Consider the following 21710-nt stretch of genomic DNA (forward strand, 5'->3'; position numbering starts at 1 on the left):
AATATCAGGTTGCTGTTGCTGACATACAAAAACCCCGGCACCTGGCCGGGGTTTTTCGTTTTTACATCAGGCAGCCACTAGCCTTCGGTATCGGCCAGCAGACTGACCGTATCCAGTTCGAGGCCTGCCACCTCATCACTGCGTAACATCATCTGCAACAGCGACGACTGGTAAGGTACAAGATCACCGACCAGCAGATTCTGTTGCAGCGGATTAGCCCGAAACTCATTGCCACCCAGCACCATACGATGCACACCCTGGATCCGTACCGGCGCCTTGCCGACGCCACCGATCAGGTTATCGGTAATACTCACCGGCCCTTCCGCCTCGCGGGTGTTGCGTATACTGATGGCATACTCAGGGGTGTTGATAAAGCGGTTGCCATGGATCACCAGACGCTCGACACCACTGCCGTCCAGCGCGGTGCTGCGGGTACCCGCAATCAGGTTCCCCTCGATCAGCTGCAGGCTATCGGGTGTACTGTTACGCAGCAGTATACCGTAGCCTTCAGATCCACCCAGGGTGTTAGCGCTCACTTTCATTACACCGGAATAGCCTTCCACCTCTAGAGCGCTCTTGGTCGCATTCAACACCCGGTTACCACTGACCAGCGCGCTACCGGCGCCCGACAGCCGGATACCACTGACATTACGTACCCCATTGATATCGTTATCCACAACCTGGGCCCGGGTAGCGTACAGATCGATCGCATACTGCTGCATGGCACTGAAACGATTGCCGGAAATATCCGCCAGGGCGTCACCAAGCTCTAGGCCACTGGATAAATTCTCAAGCTGGCTATTTCGTACACGGACCTGTGCAGGCGCCACATCTCTACCCTGAGATGAGCTGCGCGCCGTGGTAATACCGCGCGAAAGGTTCTCGTTGTAGCCAAGACGCACCAGCGTGGACGAATCGATATTCAACCGACTGCCGGCCCAGCTCATGATGAAGGGCCTGAAGGGTCGTTCCGTCACCTGGGGTCGATCATCATTGAAGCTTTCAACCCGGGCACGCTCAATATTCAACGCCCCTCTGTTAATGATCGCAGTGCCGGAGAACTCGTAAAGAAACAACGATGTATCTGCGATATTCAACGCAGCACCTGGTGCGATAATCAGCGGATAGCTGAGCAGATATCCGTCATCCCGCCGACTCAGAACACGCTTATTGTTGATGCGGCGATAAAGCTGTTCAATATCGATACTGCCGCCGCTGACGACAACAGTTTTGGGATGTTGATTCTGATAGCCTGCTATCGCCCTGAACAACCCGTTATGGACAAAAGGCTCAAACGGCCAGCTCCCCTGTTGGGATGAAAACAGCGTCTGGATACTTACGTTGGCACGCCCCGCAGGAAGCGCTGCAGCCAGCTCCGGCAACTCAGTAGCACGGTCAATCTCTTCGCGCAGATCAGACAGACCCTGCGCCTGCTCTGCCGCATCAAGTCGACTGAGTTCATCCGCTGTCGCCGCGTGTCCCCATCCACCGACCAGCGACAGTATCAAAAATGTCATCCCAAGCGACAGCCTGGCACGATAGAGAGTCATTCCTTTGATCCTCATGTTTATAGATCCGGGTAGAACACCCGAATATTCCCGCCTATCTGGCTGTATGAACCCACCTCTTCGCCTTGCTCGCGATAAAGCTCACGCGCAAGCACATGGCGCGGCTGCTGCTGGAGAAATGGCAGTAACCAGACCATTTTATGGCTGCCCACTTTCTTCTGCTTTACCGTCAACTCATCCAGGCTGGAAGGGTCAAGCACCCCTTGAATCGCAAAACCGGCCAAGCCGGCCATACGGTTCTGATCGTCGGCGCTGAACGCCAGGTCGTTCACCTCGGCGGCCTCAACCAGCAGTACAAGCGGAACCAGCGCGTAATGGGTATAGTCGACCGCCCGGTTGCCCCTGGCGGTTTCCATCGGCAGATGCCTGTATTTACCGTCTTTGGTAGGCACCATCTGCTCAAGGGCAAGATGAAGCGTCACATCGGCCCACTCCAGATAGGCATCACGGTTGAGCAACTGACCGGTACTACTGACAGCCCAGGCGGCCCAGTAGTCGTGGTTGTTAAACCACCGGTATTCAAGCGTCTGGCGGGGGGTATAGTCATCGATCACCGCTTCAGCCAGATCCCGCAACCAGCGGTCCAGCGACGCTGAGCGCCGATACTTGCCATCGCTGATCGCATCGACCTTCATCAGCGTCGAGCTGATCGCAGCCAACGCCCATTTTCTCGCGGCCTTGCCGTTGCTGCTGCTATCCCTGGAAAGCAGCGCACCGCCTTCGGCCCAGCTGTCCAGCCAGAGGTCCAGGCAGGCCAGACTGACATTAGCCTCCTGCGCGGAGTCTGCTTTTTCAAAGTAGCCGACAATCTTGGCGACGCCCTTGAAGTATTCGGTGATCCACTCTTTGATCTCGGCGGTCTCTTCAGGCAAGCCGACGACCTTACTTTTACTGGCATCACTCTGGTCGTACTTGCTATCAAGCTGCAGATGCCCGGTGTAGGGCTCGGGAGGCGAGCGGGGGCAACTTAGATCCTGGTACTCCGCGACCAATACGGACTGCGCAGTTTCCCGCTCCGGCCAGATACTTTCGGCGGCCTGTACCGGCACGCCTGCGATCAGCCAACCCAGCATGGGGAGGGCAACTGCACAAATCCTTTTGCTCATGGGTATAACCTCACTTCAATGTCGGTTGGCTCCGCCAACCCTTGCGTGGGTTCCAAAAACACCGACAGGAGATTGGCTTTACGAAACTCGGGAGCACGACTCAATTCGAGGAAATACTGCCCGCCACTGACGATCATTTCCCGGCGTATCCATACCTTGTCCCGGCTACCGTCATCGTAATAAACGATGATGTAAAACTCCTTCAGTGCTGGATCTGCTATCTGGATATCGAGATAGCTTCCTTTGGGTGGCAAACCGATACGGCTGTTGCCACTGTTACTCAGCAGTTCAATCCGTTGTCCAACCTCTACGGCCCGCCCTTCCAGCCTGCGCTCGATTAACGGCGGCCTGTCACTCCCCTTGGACTTAATTGCCGGAATCAACTGCCGGTACATCAACTCATCGCTTAGCGTGTAGTTCGCCGGCAACTCCCAGAGTAAAAGCTTGGGCGCACTCTCCGGAGAGTAATTATCCGAGTAGAGATACTGCAGCAGAGATCCATATTCTCCACTGCCGGGCAACGCGAAGTTCAAAATATCCAGGCTCAGGTACTCTTTGAGAAAGCCATCAAAGTTGTACTCTTTAACCTCATCATCACGCACGGCGGAGTTACTGGTACCCACTAGCGCCAGATCAGGAGTCGCTGACTCCCCGAACAGCGCATCGGCATCGGTGGCCACAGGCACTGTGCGAAAGCCCTGCACATACTGCATGCTGTAGCGATTACCACACAGACTCTGCAGCGCCAGGTTCAGTACCCCATCCTTGGGGATAACTCTTCCCTCCTCCGTCCGGTACTCCGTCTTATCAAGCTGCGATACCACGCCGCTTTTCAGCAGCTCATCCGCAACAACACGGGCTGTCACGCGAGCGCCGGCAGGAGTCCAGTGGTGATCCCGGCGGAAGAAATAATCATCCTGCGGGGGAGTTTCAACCAGTGTCATCACATCGGGCACAATCGCGCCAGCAGCTCTCAACTGTGCCAGAAACCGCTCCAGGTTGGCCTGCGCCAGCGGGTAATTGAACCCCTGCGTCTTATCCTCGCGCACCTTGTCGTGATGCATCAGTCCCCGGGTAGGCTGGAGCACCATGACCAGTTGGGTTCCCTGGCCAGCGAATGCATCCACCAGACGGGCAAACTCTCCCTCCATGGCGCTATCCATACCGAACTGGTCACTGAAATCCACCTCGGACCGAAACAGCCAGTGATCTCGGCCCGCGGTGAGTTTGGCGGCCATTTTCATGCTGCCTTCAAGGTAACTGGCGGGGTCATCCATGGCCTGACAGGACATGCAGTCTTTGCCATCCTCGCAGGCCAGAACCAGACGGGGCTGCAGCAACAGGCTCGCAACGACCGCCACTATCCCCAGGGATTGGACGCCCAACATAGCCATGCCCTTATCCAAAAAACTACTCGGTCGCATCGATGCTGTTCGCCCACATAATCGATCTGTAGTCACCAGCCTCGCCAAAGATCGCATAGCTGTACGAGCGTCCTTTACGCAGCAGCTGGGCTTCATAGCTGGCGAGCGAGTTTTCACCGGTATAAGCGGAAAAACCGACTTTTACCTCATTGACCATCCTTGTGCCGTTGTTACTCGGGTCAAGGGTATCGACTACCGCGTGTTTTCCATCCAGGGTTTTCAGGGCCACTCCGGTATCTGTGAAGTTGTAGAAGGAGATCTGAGCTTTCTGTGGTTCCTCAACAATATCGTCTTTCAACAGCAGCAGCTGACCGTCGTAAACAACCGTGGTGGCGCTGTCGGGCGCCAGCTCCATGTCCAGAGAGATCCCTGCGACAGTGATGTTGCTGGGCCCGGGGGGCAGGAAGCGGTAGCCACCAAACTGATGTGCGGGTACACGCTGCGGATTGATTTTGCTGGTGAGCGTTACCTCCACGCTGTTTCCGGTAACGTTCAATACACGCACAAATGCCGATCCTTCGGGGGCTACCGCATCGTAGAGCTGCGCCTGATCATCCTGAGCAACGGCGGCATTCATGCTTGCCGCGACCCAAAGTAGCGCCATACAGCTTATAGAGACGAGTTTACGGACCATCTTTTTTACCTTTCCTTGGTTTAACTTGGGCAGTTTTACTTAGGCAGTTTGCTTTTGCGTTTTACCTGGGCGTCAGTTGCCACTTTCCAGACTGGGGCCGAGGGCAAGCAGCGTTCGGACCGGGAATTCCCAGATCACGGTTTCAACATCCGGACTCGAGAAGCTGCTGCTCTCAATAAACTCCTCCATAGGAGCAAAGGGCCCCTGGGCCTGCTGTGCCATCATCATCAAATCTTTGTGAAGCGCTTCCTTGAGAAAGCCGGGGAAGTTCCAGTCATCCACACGGCTGTAACTGGTGCCGATCAACATCAACGACTGCGAGGTTTCCTCAAACAACCCCATCGCATCGTCAGACTGGCCCTTATCCACAGTTTCATAGAGAGGAATCGTGACCGACGCGAAGTACTGCGGCTGCAACTCTGGCGCGAAATTCACAAAGTTAAGCAGGTCGCCCTTGAGCTCTTTTTCTTCAACCAGATCGCTTTCAAAGGCACTGTCACCCATCAGCTCGGGGTACTGGCCAGCCAGAGTCTGCGCCGCAAGACGCGCTCCTGCTGGGCTCCAGTGGGTATCTGTACGCACGTAGAGGTTCTGATTATCCCGGGCAGCGACAAACGCCGCCCTGAGGTTGCAGACAGCGATCTGCTGCTGCTCTAACCGCGTCACAAACGCCTGATAAAGATCATCAACCTGGGGGCGCAGGCCGGTCTGCGTATACTCGCGGTAGATATCCATTTTCATCGGTACCGGTAGCATGATCAGCCGCTTGCCCGAGGCTTCCAGCTGCGCCTTCACCTGCGCGATCTTCTCCATCTGCCGATCAATGTTCGACGCCAGGCTGTTTGGCACTATCGCTTCCTGACTGGAGAACAGCCATCCCTCTTTACCCAGCAACACACCACTGGTGCCCTCTCCAAACAGCAGAAAACTGAGGTTAGCCCACTGACGCACAGAGAAATCACGCAGGAACAGACGTTTGTCGTAAAACACTTCAAACTGGCGCAATAGCTCCCCATCCGTAAACAGCTCCCAACTCTGCGCCTGAGTCTGGGTTTTGGAAAATTTATAGATTGATGGCAGCGAATAAATCACCATCCCCACCAACATCAGGATGAAGAGAATTCCATTTACTTTACTCGCCGAACGCATTACCGGTAAATTGCTCATCAGACCGACCTAAAATTGGAAGTAAAGAAAAGGCGAAAACGAATTCGCGGCCAATCTGGTTAGCGCCAAAGAGAATCCAACCCAAAGCAGCAGGGTGCTGAATCCACCTACATGCTGCATAAAGTAGGTGTTCTGTCCATTCGCGTAAAACTTCACATTAATACGCTCAGCTATACCTAACCATATGAGAGAAACGCCAACAAAGCTTATCGTCATAATCGAGGTACCATAGATATAACTATCCATGTTACCTACCCCGTTGAAACCAAACAGACCGCCATATATTTTCAAACTCTGATCAAGATCACCGGTAAGAAAAAGAGGCATATTCAGAGTCAGAAGAAAGCAGGTAATAATCACTCTCCACAGGTTAAAAGGTGTCGTCACCTTCGTCGCTATGCGGAGCGCACGCTCTATCATTATTGCGACGCCGAAGAACGCCCCCCACAATATGTAGGCAGAACTGGCGCCATGCCAGAAGCCTGATAGCACCATGGTGACGCCCAGCGCCACAATGGGCCCGGCGATGCGTCGACGCACCAGGGGAAAGTACACATAGTCACGCAGGAACTCGGCCAGCGTCATATGCCAGCGTTGCCAGAACTCAGTAATACTCTTGGATATATAAGGCTGATTGAAGTTCTCCGGAAAACGAAACCCCATCATAAGACCCAGGCCGATCGCCATGTCGCTGTATCCTGAGAAATCAAAATAAAGCTGTATTACCGAAGCAATCAGTCCAAACCAGGCGTCAACCATCTGTGGATCAGACTCAGTAACAAAAAGAATATTCATGGGCGCCAGCGAGTCAGCGATCAGTACCTTCTTTATAAAGCCCAACATAAAACGACTTGCACCCAAGGAAAAAAGCTCCATGGAGTGCTCACGTTTCTTTAACTGAAGATCGATTAATTTGTAACGTACGATCGGCCCAGCAATAAGCTGTGGAAATAGCGCTATATAGGCGGCGAAGTCGATGAAGTTTCTGGTAGGTTCAGCCTGCTTCCTATAAATATCGACAATATAGCTAATCGCCTGGAATATATAGAAAGATATCCCCAGGGGAAGGATTATCGTCTCCAGGGTAAATGAATCGACCCCGACGCTATTCAGCAAATCCGCAAGAACATCGGCGCCAAAATTAGCGTATTTAAAATAACCAAGGGTCAACAGATTGCCGACAACGCCCAGGGTTAGCCATCGAAAGGCGACTTTCTTCCGTTTTCTGTCCAGCTCATGCTTTATTCGCATCCCGAACCAGTAGTTCCAGTAAGTGACCGCCACAAACAGGAACAGAAAGTCAGGCCGCCACCAAGCGTAGAACAGGTAGCTGCCCAATACGATCACGGCCGAGCGCCAGCGCTCCCCCACCAGGTAGTAGAGCGCCAGGAAAAGCGGTAAAAACAGGAATAGAAAGATATTCGAACTAAAGACCATAGCGTTTCAATATCCTTATCGATAACGCACCACGACACCCAGGGTCAGCTGGTATTCATCATCCAGGTCGCCCGTTGCCGGGCCTGCGAAAAAGTAACCTGCGCTGAGCAGAGTATCGACGCTGAGTAGACGTCCCTTGTAGGCCTCTGGAAAGCGCTGCCAGGAATAGCTGACATCAAAAACCTGCCCCAGCGACCGGCTATCTGGATCCTGAGGCACAACGCTACGGATCGGCATGTCGGCATCCGGATTACGCAGGTATAGATCGCTGAGGCGCATGTTGACCCCGGAGCGCTCGGTGGGAGAAAACTCCACCCCTACTCCGTAGTAGGCCAGGTTACTGACCTGCAGCCCCATGAAAGAGCTGACCAGGCGTGTGCTGAAATTGTCATCCGTCACCTGCCGGTCAGACTGAATGCTGTTCAGGTAGAAGCCATCCTGATCCTCATCGGGCTTGTCGGTGATACCCGCACGGAACGAAAACCGGGGCGACCAGCGCCAGTCGATCATCTGGGTACCAACCTCACCGATCGCCGCCCAGCCGTTGATATCGACTGTACGGCTGCCGGCCTGGGCCACCTCGTCACGATCCCCGGTCACAGCAGCGAGCTCAAGATGGTAGTCATTCAGTCGCGAGCCGCTGGCATATTCGCCCTGGGCAAAAACACCGTAACGAAAACCGGTAAAGTCATCGGGATCATCCAGATCCGCTCCAGAGTGATCATCCTCGTACATCAGCCGGATACCCGCCCAGTGACCGATACGCCAACTGCGCCCGTACTCACCCATTAACAGCGCTATATCCTCCTCAGATGGATCCAGGCGGTTAACGTCACTGTTGTAGTTGTAGAACTTCTGCCCGGCGGCCACGAACCCCCTGGCAGTATCGTCCTGATAACTGAAGCGTACCGATTCGAAGGTATCGTCCCACCAGAGCCCCAGATAGTCGGAATAGCGTTGACGACCGAAGCTCAGCGAGAAGCGGGGATCATCACCGATAAGGTTACGGGTAACGTAGAACTCCCTGAGCTCAGCATTCCAGCCCTCCGCCTGCTCGCGCCGCTCATCCTGCAGGGAGCTGACGGCAGAACCAGAGTCATAGGCGATCCAGCCGCGCACCAGGGTGCGCCATTTCGGCCATCGCTTTTCCGGCGAGTACCAGATGAGCGTGGGTTCATAGCGCAGGCTGTAGGACTGGTCGCGATCGGCCCCAAGGCGCGCATCCTCCGGCCCTGAGGCCGTTTCCATGGTGAATTTGTGATTCACCTCGAAGGTTTCGATCTCTTCCGCGGCAAATTGCCCTGCAGAACTCTCCACACCTTCCTCCGCAAGGGAAAGCTGGTGGGCACTCAGCCCCATGAGCCCTGCCACCACAACGCACAATCTTGTTTTTCTCATAGCGGTAGCCTTTCCATAGCCTCGTTACGAATCCTTGTGGCTCTATCCATTTCGTCTTCTGTCAGCATCGGTGCGAGCTCACGCTCCAGGTTCTGCGCGCGCGCTACCCCCAGGCTCGCAGCAACCTGGGCGTAGGCGTAGGCCAGTGGGCGGTCATGACACATGGAAAGGCCGGAGTTGTGCAGGGACGCCAGGCGAAAATAGGCAGCTCCCGATCCCTGGGATGCCAGCTCCTCATACATACTGAGCGCCCTGGGTTGATCGGCCTCATCAAGCACACCCTCGCTATACAAGCCCGCCAGGAGCATCGAGCCATCAGGCTGGCCCGCATCGATACGTCGCTGTATCAATTCATAGGCTTTCCGCGGCGCCAAAGTGTCCCAGTCTGAAACCATATAAGCGAAAATGCGCAGCCGCTCTGCGCGGGCCGGGTCGAAAGTGCCGATACGATCGATCAACGCCATCGCCTCATCGCCGGTATAACTGGTGGGGTCTGACGTCATGAAGTTGAACAGAGAGGTCATACCGGGAAGCCAGTCCCGGGATGCTGCGTAGTTGACCCACCTTAAGGCCTGCTCCCTCAGCTGCTGAGATTCGGACTCTCCCTCCTCAGCTACAGGCTGAGGTTCAATCCCCTGCTGCTCTGCTTCCTGAAGCTGCTGTCGCCGCGCCAGTTTTTCGCTGGCACTCCTCAGATCGCCAATTCGATCAAGCAGGGTGCCTATGCGTTCCGCCGCAGCCGGCGTAAAGGCCTCCATGCGCGGCTCCATCTCCGCTGCGACCTGGGCAAAAACCCTTTCCTGTTCGTCACCAAGAAAATCGTAATAGCGTTCAGCGGCACGCTCGTCGGTGAGCATCGCCTCACGATAATGCTGATCAGCCAACTCGCGCTGACCACGTCGCTCCGCAAGCACCGCCGCGTAAAGGGAGGAAGAGCAGAGCTCAATACAGGAACGGCGATGCAGATCCAGCAACTGCTGTACGACATCCGGCTGGAACAGGTCTGGATAGACCAGGAAAACCTCCAGTGTCGTATTCAGCGTCTCCAGGTCCCGCTGCTGGGGATACTGTTGTAATGCTTGCGCGAAGTAGTCGGTGTAATGCTGCAGATAGAAGGGACGACGAACGACCAGTGCAGCCGCACCAGCCAGAGCCCTCACTTCACCGGTCCCTTTGGCGAAAGCAGCATCGTACAGGCGCAGTGAATCAAGGCTGATATTGCCGGACCTGTCCGCCAAGAGGTTTGCCAGCATATACATCGCTTCCCGGTTACCCCGGTCGGAAAGTTGCCGCAGATCCTTTTCCACCTCCGCCTGTGGATTCTTGAACAGCTCGTAGCGTACCTGCTCAAGACTCAGGGCAGCCTGAGCAGAACTGCTCAGACCGAAGGCGGCAAGCGCAGCCAGCACTGTCGTGATTTTTGCCAAACGCATGACGGCTATCCCTACTGATACTACTGGCGTAGCCTTTCGAGAAGGTTCAGCCCGTCGACGCGATCAATGCCCGGCAGTCCAAGCTCAAAAGCCACCCAGACCGGTTTCTGATAGTCATCCAGAGACAGAGCACTCTCCGGTTCAATTTTCAGCTCGACCGTATCCTGCTCCCGGTTCACGGTCGCGCCCACAATCTTCCCTGCGATCTTTTCATCTGCGCCATAAACCTGAAGCTGCACATCGCGGGTACGCTGTAGTTTCTCCAGCTTGTCGAACGCCACGCTTGCGTTCACATACAGCGGTTTCTCCCTGGGCAGCAGGTGCACCAGCGCATCCCCCTTGTAGCCATAACTGTCGAGCTGACCCGCCGGATAAAACGGGGTGCAGTCACAGGGACTGGAGATCACGGTATCCACATTAATCCCCCCCAGCAGAGCTCGGGTATCCTCCGCGGAAAGGTTGCTGACCATCTCCAGGTCAGCGGGAGAGGTCAGGCTGGTGGTCAACTGCGTCGAAATACTGGCCACCGGCTGGCCAACGGATACCTCCTGCTGCCCCTCCGGCAGCAGATAGGTCACGGTGCCGTTTTCGGGCATGCTGATCACGTAGGCATCGGCGCTCACCGCCGCCTGGGCAGCGGGAATACGGAAAAACAGGGAATAGATCTGATAGAGAACATAGGTCAGCGCCAGCACCCCAATCGCCATCATGAACAGCGTGCCCAGTACAGCTTTCAGTCGCTGCCAGGCCCCCCGTGTCAGGTTGGCTTTCTGCTTGCGCTCCTTGATGTAGTTCTCGCGCTGCATGACGCTGAACAGGCCGTTGATATCGGCTACCTCGCCAGAGAGGTAGGACGAGATGATGTAACGCAGAATGTCCGCCTTGGAAGGTTCCAGATCAACGAACTGCGCGCCTACATTGGCGCCATGCTGCTTGACGATCTTCACCTTGGCTTTGAGGCTAAGATCAATCCGCTTCATATCCAGCTCTATCGAAGCATCATAGAGAGAACCGATCTTCAGCGTTTCCTCACAGTGCAGCCCCAGACCGCCAATGGAAATATCCTGAACATCGCAGCTGATCGCTTTCGATGAGCCGCTGGTCAGCACTGCCCTGGCAGGAATACGGGTACGGATGTGTTGGCGCTCGTCTATCGCTTCATGGACGACCGAATCGTTCAGAACTGTAGTACTCATAGTCCGTTATCTTTTCTAAAGTTGTGAAATGTCTAACAGGGCGGAAATCACACCCAGGAAAATGGCGATCGACGACATCAATGCCGCTTTGGAGCTCCAGCGGTTCAGCAAAGCATCCATTCTGCCGCTGTTATCCAGCTTGGTTTTTTGCCGGGTCCAGCTCTGCCGGTCCATATGGAACATCGAGTAGACCTTCATCACCGATCCGACGATCTGGTTGTAATACAGAACGAACGGATAACTCGGATCCACCGCGTGCCGGGTAAAGAAAAACAGCAGGGTTACAATGGTTCTGGAAACCAGAATCCAGAATATGTAGACGAGCAGGTACTGGATGCCGAACGCCAGCCCGGCCACCACTGAGCCGGTGAGCCCCATGAGGCAGGTCCACATGGAGATCCTCTGGTCATACAACACGTAGCTGGCAAAGGCGCCCAGACGTCTCACCCCAAGCTCACGCGTGGCACGAAAGTTCTGCCGCAGCGAGTTGCCGTACCAGCGATACATCAACTGCCGTGTCGCCCGGAAGAAGTTGCTGTCCGGCGGGTGCTCTACGGTCAACGTGTGGCTGTCAGGCACGTAGAAGGTATCCCAGCCGCCACGCATCAAGCTGAACCAGGAAGATTTGTCATCTCCGGTGAGAAACTGGAAGCGGCCCAGGCGCCAGTGATCGAGAAAGTCCGCTTCCACATCCTTGATAAATTGCGGATCAACCATCACCGCCGCGCGAAAGAACGAAAGACGTCCGGTCAGCGTGAGCACCCTGTGGGACAACGCCATAGAGCACATGTTGATATGCCGCTGTACAAAGCGCATGGTGTGCCACTGTTTGACCAGCTTGCCCCCTTCCACCACGCAGTACTCGTTGGTGGTCAGACCGCCGACATTGGGCAGATAGGCAAACAGTTTGACCGCGCGCTCGATACAGCCGGGCAGCATTATGGTGTCACCGTCGACCACGCCGACCACGGCGTCATCCATCGGCATACGGCGTGACAGAGCGCGAAACGCATGAGCCAGACCGTCGCGCTTGCCCGTTCCACGGGCACGTACAAACACCAGCTGAATATCACGACGCGCAACCACGGTTTCCTTCATGATGCGCTTGATAAACTCCTCATCGGCCTTCTCGACGATCGATGCGATTACCGTGGCGCCCACAGGAAGTTTCTGCAGCTCCTCAAAAACGGAGCGGTATACCTTGTAGGTGGTTTCCGCCGGTATTCTGAAACTGGTTACCACCATGTACATATGAGACGGCAGCGCCGCCTTGCCCATACGCTCCACCTGCTTGCGTATGCGTGGAAAACGCCAGTGCAGGAAATACATCCCGCGCAGGTAGTGGGTGGCTGCATTGCTGTAACGCCAGAGCCCGAGCAGGCCGATCAGAAAAATAAACTTGCCGTGGGCCGGATCAAGATAGGCGGGGTCGATCAGGTTCGCTGCCAGTGCAATCAGTGCAAACAGACACAACCAGCCGACCACTGCCTTTGGGCCCGGCCACTGAAAGCCGGGCTCCTCGAACGAACTGTGTTCAAAGGTCGGAACAGAAGGTTCGGACTGCTTGGATGTTGTCATCAACTTCCTACCACCGCTGCCCGGCCATAAACATCGTCGTACCGCTCGATATCGTCCTCACCCAGATAGCTACCCGACTGCACTTCGATAATCTCGAGCATGATCTTGCCCGGATTGGCGAGACGGTGAACCGCAGCCACCGGGATATAGGTTGACTGGTTTTCGGTCAGAATCATGGTCTGGTCATCACAGGTCACATGGGCGGTGCCGGAGACCACGATCCAGTGTTCGGCGCGGTGATGATGCTTCTGCAGTGACAGGCTGGCCCCCGGCTTCACGGTGATTCTCTTCACCTGGAAACGGCTGCCGGAATCCACAGAGTCATAGCTACCCCAGGGCCGGAAAACCTGGCGGTGCGAATTAACTTCTTCCCGTCCTGCAGACGCCAGTCCGTTTACAACCGCCTTGATATCCTGAACCCGGTCCTTGTGCGCGATCAGCACCGCATCCTTGGTTTCAACCGCAACCACATCATCCAGTCCGATTAGCGTCAGCAGCTTGTCGGTTGCGTGCGCATAGCTGCCATGGCAACCCAGTTGCTGAACATCACCACGCAGGACGTTGCCGCTCTCATCCTTGTCCTGTTCTTCCCAGAGAGAGGACCAGGAACCTACGTCACTCCAGCCCGCATCCAGCGGCACTACGGTAGCGGTCGCGGTTTTTTCCATCACGGCGTAGTCGATGGAGTCATCAGGGCAGTATTCGAACACCTCACCATCAATGCGCAGAAACTCACCATCCTCATGGCTCGTGGAGAGCGCCAGCGCGCAGGTATCGTAGATATCCGGGGAGTATTGTTTGAGTTCATCGAGATAGCGGCTGCAGCGAAGCAGGAACATGCCGCTGTTCCAGTAGTAACAGCCCTCTTCGACATACTGGCGCGCGGTGTCGAGATCCGGTTTTTCCACAAACTGCTCAACGGGGCGCGGACCTGCAGCGGCAACCTCGGATACGCTTGTACGGATATAGCCATAACCGGTTTCCGGGCTCACCGCAGGCACGCCGAACAGCACCAGATCTCCTTTCTCAGCGGCGGCCTGTGCCTGCTCCAGCGCCGCGGCGAAGGCCTGCTGATTCTTGATGACGTGATCCGCTGGCAGCACCAGCAGCAGTTCGTCACGACCCGCGTTAAGCAACCGCATGGCCGCCAGTGCAACGGCAGGCGCGGTATTGCGGCCAAACGGCTCCAGCAGCACTTGCTGAGCATCGCGGCCGATCTGCTTGAGCTGCTCGGTAACGATAAAACGGTGGGACTGGTTACAGACGACGATGGGCGCTTCGATGTTCGGAAGATCAAGCCTCATCACGGTCTGCTGAAACAGGGTGTGTTCACCAGTGAGCGCGTGAAACTGCTTGGGAAACCCGCCCCTCGAGATAGGCCATAGACGGGTACCATTACCACCAGAAAGGACTAGAGGGATCATCTCAGCTCTCCATAGCTATGTTCGATCCATTGTCAGAAAACCGCGGCTCATCAAGCTGCATATCTTCTGTCGCAAATAGCCGCTTCCTTCCTGGAGGCGGCGGTACTGCGTTTTACCAGCAGATACCTTCCAGCATCCCCTGGGATTTTTCTTTCATGAAGCCGTTCAGGTCGATAATCTTTTTACCTTCCGGCGGCTGCTCCAACAGCTCCCCGAACCTCGGCTCACCATTACCGATCACCAGCACATCGCAGCTTTCAATCACCTCATCCAGATTGGAATGAAGCAGGGAGGAGACATGCGGTATCTTGGCTTCGATATATTCCTTGTTGCTACCGAAAACGCGGGCATATTCCACGTTCTCGTCATATATCCGCAGATTAAAGCCCTTGCCGATCAAGGTTTCAGCCAGTTCAACCTGGGGACTTTCACGCAGATCGTCGGTACCCGCCTTGAAGCTGAGCCCCAGCAAGCCAACATTACGACTGTTGTTCTGGGCGATCATGTCGAACGCCCTCTTAACCTGCAGACGGTTACTGTTCATGATGCTGGCCAGCATCGGGTGCTGTATATCGAGCTGACCAGCTTTATAAGTCAGCGCACGCACATCCTTGGGAAGGCAGGAGCCACCGAAGGCAAATCCCGGGCGCATGTAATAGCTGGAAATATTCAGTTTGTGATCCTGGCAGACAATATCCATAACCTCACGACCATCGACACCACAGCCTTTAGCGATATTGCCGATTTCGTTGGCAAAAGTAATTTTCGCCGCATGCCAGACGTTGCAGGTATATTTAATCATCTCCGCAACGGCCACAGTTTTACGGAAGATCGGCGCATCCAGGTCTGTATAAAGTGATTCGAGCAGATCACCCGAGGCTTTATCATACTCACCGATGACGGTCATCGCCGGGAAGTCATAATCCTTGATCGCAGTGCTTTCACGCAGAAACTCAGGATTGACCGCGACACCGAAATCCTCGCCGGCACGCTTACCTGAGGCGGCTTCCAGCGTCGGAACGACCAGCTCGTGCACCGTTCCCGGAAGTACGGTACTGCGGATCACCACGGTATGACGCTCGGCCTTATCGCGGATTACCTCACCGATCTGTTTGCAAACCAGTTCGACATAGGACAGGTCCAGGCCACCGTTGCTCTTACTCGGCGTACCTACACAGACAAAAGAAACCTCAGTATTGCGTACAGCCTCCGCCACATCGGCACTGCCGATCAAGCGACCCGAGTTCACACCGGCTGCCAGCAGCTCTTCCAGACCCGGCTCCACGATAGGAGACTTGCCCTTGTTAATGAGCTCAATCTTGACTGCAGATGGATCGACGCCGATCACGGTATGACCGCGATGAGACATACAACCGGCGCACACGGCACCGACATAGCCCAAGCCGAATATACTGATTTTCATCGAGAAACCTTCCCTGGTATCTAGTTTTGATACACCCCAGAAAGCCATAACCAGAGCCCCGAGCGAGGCTGGAATTCAAAGCAAAAGGGATGCGAAATCAGGCGCTAAAATCCTTGCGTCCTGACTGTCGGCGGTATACTTCCTGTACAACAAACACCGACATTGTGTAGCGATACTACACAGCTATTTTTTGCATCGCAACAAATTGATGTGGAGCAAAGATAGTTTAAGAAAAAGTCTCGGTTGCCCACCAAACTGATGAATTACTTGGCTTTTATTTAAAATGCACTGCGTATATATTTTTATGATATAAACAACTGTTAATATACGCTAAAATTGATCTAGCGAAGCTCCATCAGCCTGGTCAAATATCGAGTGCCCGGCTTAGAGTGCGCCGATCTCATGCATCTGCTGATGCATCCATTCGGTAGCATCCTTCTGCACCTCATCGACACTGCGACCTTCAACATCGACCGGCTTACCAACCCGCACCTGCACCGTGCCCGGGTATTTGATAAACGACTTACCCGGCCAGTAAATGCCGGCATTGTGAACCAGGGGAACAACCGGCACGCCTGCCTTACAGGCTAGCATGGAGCCACCCTTGTTCATGCGGCCAAGCTCACCCACAGGCAGACGTGTGCCCTGGGGGAAGATAAGGACCGGGATCCCTTCATTAAGGCGCTCCACGCCCTGCTCCAACAGTTGCTTGAGCGCGCCGCGGCGCTGGGAACGATCCAGTGCGATCGGCTTCAGCAGCGCCAGCGCCCAGCCAAAAAACGGGATTTTCAGCAGCTCACGTTTGAGCACCACCACCTGTGGCCGCACCAGCAGCTGCAGAAAGAGGGTTTCCCACTCACTCTGGTGGTTGGCAATGACGACAAAGGCCTGACCCTTGGGCAGGTTTTCGCGGCCCTGCACCTCAACCTTCACACCACAGCTGATACGCAGCCAGGCGATGTAAAAATAGTTGATGCTGCTCAGCACCGAGAAACGAGCCCGGAACGGCAGCAGAGGGCCAACGATCAGGCAGAAGATGGAGTAGAGAATAGTGACCGGGTACATCAGCAGATAGTAAAGCCCGGAGCGGATTGCAGGTACGAACGTGGAGCGGTTAGCCATGCAGGATCAGCCCCCTGTCACCGGTGGGAAGAACGCGACTTCGTCGCTCTGAGTAATCGCCGCATCCTGGGTGCTCATCTCCTGGTTCACGGCACACAGCAGACGGGGATTACCCAGTACGCTTTCCCAGGGCTCACCGCGCTCACTTCTGAGCCAGGCGATCAGATCAGCCAGGGTATCCACTCCTGCGGGGAGCTCCAGCTGCTCCTCATCGGTGCCGAGCTGTTCACGTACGCTGGCGAAATAGACCAGTTTCATCAATCCTCTCCCAACTGCCAGTGGCCGCTTTTACCGCCTTTCTTTTCCACCAGGTGGATCGCATCGATTGTCATGCCGCGATCAACCGCCTTGCACATGTCATAGATGGTCAGCCCCGCTACCGATGCGGCGGTCAGCGCTTCCATCTCTACACCGGTCTGGCCGCTGACCTTACAGCGCGCCTCGATATCGACACAGGAGTCCGCCTCGTTAGGCGTCAGTTCAACCTTGATGCCGGTGAGCATCAGCGGGTGACAGAGCGGAATCAGCTCATGAGTGCGCTTGGCGGCCTGAATCCCTGCGATACGCGCCACGGTCAGCACGTCACCCTTTTTATGGCCGCCTTCGATAATCAGCTTCAGGGTTTCCGGCTGCATCCGAACCCGGCCGCGAACCACTGCCTCACGGAAGGTCGTATCCTTGTCGGTCACATCGACCATGGAGGCCCGGCCGTCGGCATCGAGATGGGTCAGTTTGCTCACACCTTGCCCTCCGCACGACGACGATTGAACACCGGATTGGCATACATCTGCTTCATGATTTCCCGCTCCGGACCATCAGCCACCTGGGCCAGATGGGCATCGAACTTGGCCTGCTCAGCCGGCTCGACCTTTTCACCGGCAGCCGCCAGGTTGGACGGATGCAAGTGGTAGTTGGTGTAGATCTGGCGATCGATCTCCAGCGCCAGCGCTTCCGGGGTGTCGAACTGACCACGGATCGGCTCACCAAAGGCCACATGCACATGGCCCTTGTTACCGGTAATCCCCTTGACGATGCTGTCGATATCCTCGAACTCCTGCTTTTCATACGCGCCGGAGGTCGCCTTTGCGGCCAGCTCACGGGCCTTGCTGGCATCGCAGGGGTCGAACTCATAGGAGATCGATACCGGCACGATATTGAGCCGCTCCACCGCCTCGGAGAAACTGCGCTGCTTGCGCTGGGACATGTAGAACATCTTCAGCAGGGCTGGGTCGGTGCGGTCGTTACCGTCCTTGGCGCGCCCTTCGCGCTGGGCGATCCAGATCGAGTGGCCGTTCTGGATGCTGTGGTCGATATAGCTGGAGAGCTGGGTCAGCGCCGTCATCATTTCACGCCCACGGGCGGAACGGTTAACGATAAAGCTCTTGTTCAGGCGCATCAGGTCGGAGATGTAGGGCTTGCGCAGCAGGTTGTCGCCGATGGCGATCCTCACCGTGCTCATGCCGTACTGGTAGCGCACCCAGTTCACAAAAGCCGGGTCCATAGCGATATCACGATGGTTGGAAACGAAGAGATAAGCCTCCTCTTCATCAAACTGTTCGATACCGGAACAGGTCATCCGTGTGGTGGTACGCGAGATCATCTTGGCCATGTAATCGGCCACCAGCTTCTGGAAGTCGTGTACATCGGCCACATCGCCGATACGTGCTGCCAGAGCTATGCGGACAATAGGGCGCAACACCCAGCCCATCCACTCGGACAGGCGGGGAAATTGGTAGTGCGTGATGGCGCGAACGAACTCATCGTTATAAATCAGGCTGGTCAGCACCTCGCCGACCTCATCGTCACGGTAGGGACGAATCTCCTGATAGGGATCGTTCACCAGATCTGTTTCACTCATGCGCCAGCGGTAACCTCGAACTTCGCGTCAAAAGGGCGCACATTTTAGCCAACAATTGCCCGGTTTTCATGTGCTGGCGACAATTCAGCGCAATAAGGATGAAAACGGGTAGTAGCTCAGTGGCTGCCCCTGCTCCACCGTCTCCCCAGCGGGTATCAGCGCCAGGCCGTTGGTATAGAGAAGTGATGACAGCATTCCGGAACTCTGGTTTGCGTAAGGCGTAACAATTCCCTGTGGATCACACTCTACCCTCAGGTACTCATCACGGCTCTGCGTGCGGATGCGACTGAACCCGGCCTTCACCGGCAGCGCCAGCGGTACTCGAGGCTGCTCACCTCGCGACTTGCGCAAACAAGGCAGCGCCAGCAGCGCAAAGGTGATCAGTGCCGAGCCCGGGTTTCCCGGCAGGGCGCAAAGTGGCGTATTGCCGATGCGACCTGCGGCAAAGGGCTTACCCGGCTTGATATTCACCTTCCACAGCTCCAGCTGCCCCAGGCTCTCTATCGCGGCCTTGACGTGATCCTCTTCACCCACCGAGACACCGCCGGTGGTGATGATAAAGTCCGCTTCATCAGCCGCACGGGTCAACGCCGCTTCGGTGGCCGAACGGGTATCGGCTACCGCACCCAGATCCACACACTCCATGCCCAGTTCGGCGATCAGGCCTTTCAGCAGATAGAGGTTGGAGTTATAGATCTGCCCCGGCGCCAGCGGCTGCCCAGGCTGCACCAGCTCGCTGCCTGTGGATAAAATCGCCACCCGCAGACGGCGATAAACAGACACCTCGGCCAATCCCACCGATGCCAACACTCCCAGCGCCACCGGGCTTAACGCGGCTCCCGCCGGCAATACTTCGCTGCCACGTTTGATATCCTGACCCGCCAGGCGGATATTCTGGCCGGGCTGAACCTCGCGCGTGAAACGTACCTGGTCGCCTTCCGCCTCGATCTGTTCCTGCATCACCACGGCATCGGCACCGGCGGGAATCTCCGCGCCGGTAAAAATCCGCGCAGCAGTACCCGGCTGCAGCGCATCCGGCGCCTTGCCTGCTGCGATACGCTGACTGACCCTCAGCGTATCGGTCTGTTCCAGGTCCGCTGCACGGACGGCATAACCGTCCATGGCGCTGTTATCCGCAGGCGGAACATTCACCTGTGCCGTTACCGGCTCAGCCAACACTCGCCCTACCGCCTCGGCCAGTGCACAGGTTTCCACATCGACGATGCAGCGGGTGCGTTCCAACAGCTCCTCGATCGCCTGCTCCAGCGGCATCAGCCCCGGCTTCATAGCATCCGTCATGCAAGCGCCCTGCGCTGATCACGGGCACGGATCAGGGTATCGACAAAGTTACAGGGGCGATGACGGCTGTCGAGCTGCTCGCTGATCACCTTGTCCCAACCGGTGCGGCAGGCTCCGGTGGAACCCGGCAGACAGAAGATCAATGTGCCATTAGCCAGGCCCGCCAATGCACGGGACTGCACAGTGGAGCTGCCGATCTCTTCCCAGGAGATATGGCGGAACAGCTCACCAAAGCCTTCGACCTCTTTATCCAGCAGCGGCGCGATCGCTTCCGGCGTCGAGTCGCGGTGGGAAAAACCGGTACCGCCGGTCAACACCACCACCTGGACCTCAGGGTCTGCGATCCACTGGGAGACTTTCGCCCTCAGACGATAGACATCATCAGCAATCAGGGCGCGGTCGGCCAGACGATGCCCGGCCTCGGTGACCCGTTCAGCCAGCAGATCGCCGGAGGTATCGTTTTCAGCTGTGCGCGTATCGGATACGGTAAGCACCGCAATATCGAGGGGGATAAACGCTTTTTCGGCGCCGTGTGACATGGACTCTCCTGTTTGTCGCTTTTGGCTGAATCAGTCAGCTGTCAGCCACCGGTCATATTCATGAACCGCAGTATCTGCGGCTCTTCATCAAGATTGAATTCGTGCTTCTCCGGCTTGATATCCATCGCGCGACGCAAAGCCGCTTCGAGCTGATCCGCATCGCCGGGATAGCTGCGAACAATTTCGCGCAGATCCAGGGAGTGCTCGTTACCGAGGCACAGCAGCAGCATCCCCTCGACAGTGAGACGGACACGGTTACAGTCGCCACAGAAGTTATGGCTGTGCGGCGAGATAAAGCCGATGCGGGAAGCGGAATCGGCCATGCGGAAGTAACGTGACGGACCGCCGGTATTCTCTGTGCTATCGAGCAGCGAATAGCGGCTGCCGATCAGTTCTCGCAGCTCATCGCTGGAGCAGTAAGACTCCGCACGGCCATGCTCACTGATCTGCCCCAGCGGCATCTCTTCGATAAAGGTGATATCCAGGCCGCCACGACGGGCGAAATCGACCAGGTCGAGCACCTCATCGTCGTTACGCCCCTTGAGCACCACGGCGTTGAGCTTGATACGCTTGAAACCTGCGCTTTTGGCGGCTTCGATGCCGCTCAGCACCTTATCCAGCTTGCCGGTGCGGGTCAGCTCCGAGAAGCGGGCGGCACGCAGCGAGTCGAGGCTGATATTGATGCGCCGCATCCCCGCGTTGACCAGATCCTGGGCCATACCCGGCAACTGGGAGCCGTTGGTGGTCATCACCAGCTCGATCGGCAGCTGTCCGAGGCGCTCAATCAGGCTCAGGACATCACGCCGCACCAGCGGCTCGCCACCGGTAAGACGGATCTTGTTGACGCCAAGACGCACGAAGGCCGCGCCGATATCGTAAAGCTCCTCCAGGGAGAGCACTTCCGAACGGGGCAGAAACTTCATGTCTTCCGACATGCAGTAAACACAGCGGAAATCACAGCGGTCTGTGACCGACATCCGCAGATAGGTAACCTGGCGCCCGAAACGATCAATTAACGGAGCAGGACCTTTAACACTCATAGAAACACCTATTACTTCCGGTTTTCCAATTGACTCGCCATACCCTTTCAAGCAAGGTTCTGGA

At 56.1% G+C, this 21710-nt stretch carries 19 protein-coding genes; all 19 read right to left on the reverse strand.

Annotated features, from left to right (window positions below; genetic code table 11):
* Positions 1-77: 77 nt before the first annotated feature.
* Entirely contained in the window at positions 78-1550 is a 1473-nt protein-coding gene (locus tag C4S72_RS18170; protein WP_160115547.1) for a right-handed parallel beta-helix repeat-containing protein, read from the reverse strand.
* A gap of 17 nt (positions 1551-1567) precedes the next feature.
* Entirely contained in the window at positions 1568-2674 is a 1107-nt protein-coding gene (locus tag C4S72_RS18175; RefSeq protein WP_104004604.1) for an alginate lyase family protein, read from the reverse strand.
* Complete coding sequence (locus C4S72_RS18180) at positions 2671-4068, reverse strand: alginate O-acetyltransferase AlgX-related protein (RefSeq protein ID WP_104004605.1); 1398 nt, start codon at positions 4066-4068, stop codon at positions 2671-2673. The genes C4S72_RS18175 and C4S72_RS18180 overlap by 4 nt, the downstream gene beginning before the upstream one ends.
* 16 nt (positions 4069-4084) lie before the next feature.
* Positions 4085-4732, reverse strand: a complete 648-nt coding sequence (locus C4S72_RS18185) for an alginate O-acetyltransferase AlgF (RefSeq protein ID WP_104004606.1) — start codon at positions 4730-4732, stop codon at positions 4085-4087.
* A gap of 72 nt (positions 4733-4804) precedes the next feature.
* On the reverse strand, positions 4805-5899 hold the full coding sequence (locus C4S72_RS18190; protein ID WP_104004607.1) for an alginate O-acetyltransferase AlgX-related protein: 1095 nt from the start codon (positions 5897-5899) through the stop codon (positions 4805-4807).
* Positions 5900-5908: 9 nt separating this feature from the next.
* Positions 5909-7336: an MBOAT family O-acyltransferase gene (locus tag C4S72_RS18195; protein WP_104004608.1), complete on the reverse strand. Its 1428-nt coding sequence runs from the start codon at positions 7334-7336 to the stop codon at positions 5909-5911.
* Positions 7337-7351: 15 nt separating this feature from the next.
* Entirely contained in the window at positions 7352-8734 is a 1383-nt protein-coding gene (locus C4S72_RS18200; protein ID WP_146071925.1) for an alginate export family protein, read from the reverse strand.
* Entirely contained in the window at positions 8731-10167 is a 1437-nt protein-coding gene (locus tag C4S72_RS18205; protein WP_104004610.1) for a tetratricopeptide repeat protein, read from the reverse strand. Before C4S72_RS18205 ends, C4S72_RS18200 begins: the two co-directional genes overlap by 4 nt.
* 20 nt (positions 10168-10187) lie before the next feature.
* Entirely contained in the window at positions 10188-11363 is a 1176-nt protein-coding gene (locus C4S72_RS18210) for a PilZ domain-containing protein (protein WP_104004611.1), read from the reverse strand.
* 15 nt (positions 11364-11378) lie between these two features.
* Positions 11379-12941, reverse strand: coding sequence for a glycosyltransferase (locus C4S72_RS18215; RefSeq protein ID WP_104004612.1), 1563 nt, complete (start codon positions 12939-12941; stop codon positions 11379-11381).
* Positions 12941-14365 carry a mannose-1-phosphate guanylyltransferase/mannose-6-phosphate isomerase gene (locus tag C4S72_RS18220; protein WP_104004613.1) on the reverse strand — a complete coding sequence of 475 codons (1425 nt, stop codon included), beginning with the start codon at positions 14363-14365 and terminating at the stop codon, positions 12941-12943. Before C4S72_RS18220 ends, C4S72_RS18215 begins: the two co-directional genes overlap by 1 nt.
* Before the next feature lie 112 nt (positions 14366-14477).
* On the reverse strand, positions 14478-15788 hold the full coding sequence (locus C4S72_RS18225) for a nucleotide sugar dehydrogenase (RefSeq protein ID WP_104004614.1): 1311 nt from the start codon (positions 15786-15788) through the stop codon (positions 14478-14480).
* A 384-nt stretch (positions 15789-16172) separates the two neighbouring features.
* The gene (locus tag C4S72_RS18230) at positions 16173-16910 is read right to left on the reverse strand and encodes a lysophospholipid acyltransferase family protein (protein ID WP_104004615.1); all 738 of its coding nucleotides are present in this window, start codon (positions 16908-16910) and stop codon (positions 16173-16175) included.
* 6 nt (positions 16911-16916) lie between these two features.
* Positions 16917-17168 carry a molybdopterin converting factor subunit 1 gene (moaD, locus tag C4S72_RS18235; protein WP_104004616.1) on the reverse strand — a complete coding sequence of 84 codons (252 nt, stop codon included), beginning with the start codon at positions 17166-17168 and terminating at the stop codon, positions 16917-16919.
* Positions 17168-17650, reverse strand: a complete 483-nt coding sequence (gene moaC / locus C4S72_RS18240) for a cyclic pyranopterin monophosphate synthase MoaC (protein WP_104004617.1) — start codon at positions 17648-17650, stop codon at positions 17168-17170. The genes moaD and moaC overlap by 1 nt, the downstream gene beginning before the upstream one ends.
* Positions 17647-18768, reverse strand: a complete 1122-nt coding sequence (locus tag C4S72_RS18245; RefSeq protein WP_104004618.1) for a 1-acyl-sn-glycerol-3-phosphate acyltransferase — start codon at positions 18766-18768, stop codon at positions 17647-17649. The genes moaC and C4S72_RS18245 overlap by 4 nt, the downstream gene beginning before the upstream one ends.
* 84 nt (positions 18769-18852) lie before the next feature.
* Positions 18853-20067 (reverse strand): molybdopterin molybdotransferase MoeA, encoded by a 1215-nt coding sequence (locus C4S72_RS18250; RefSeq protein ID WP_200826833.1) that lies wholly within the window; start codon positions 20065-20067, stop codon positions 18853-18855.
* Positions 20064-20606 (reverse strand): molybdenum cofactor biosynthesis protein B, encoded by a 543-nt coding sequence (moaB, locus tag C4S72_RS18255; RefSeq protein WP_104004619.1) that lies wholly within the window; start codon positions 20604-20606, stop codon positions 20064-20066. Before moaB ends, C4S72_RS18250 begins: the two co-directional genes overlap by 4 nt.
* A 41-nt stretch (positions 20607-20647) precedes the next feature.
* Positions 20648-21646 carry a GTP 3',8-cyclase MoaA gene (gene moaA / locus C4S72_RS18260; RefSeq protein WP_104004620.1) on the reverse strand — a complete coding sequence of 333 codons (999 nt, stop codon included), beginning with the start codon at positions 21644-21646 and terminating at the stop codon, positions 20648-20650.
* Between the last annotated feature and the right edge of the window lie 64 nt (positions 21647-21710).

The organism is Marinobacterium lutimaris, from assembly GCF_900108065.1.
In the GTDB taxonomy this organism is placed as follows: Bacteria; Pseudomonadota; Gammaproteobacteria; order Pseudomonadales; family Balneatricaceae; genus Marinobacterium_D; species Marinobacterium_D lutimaris.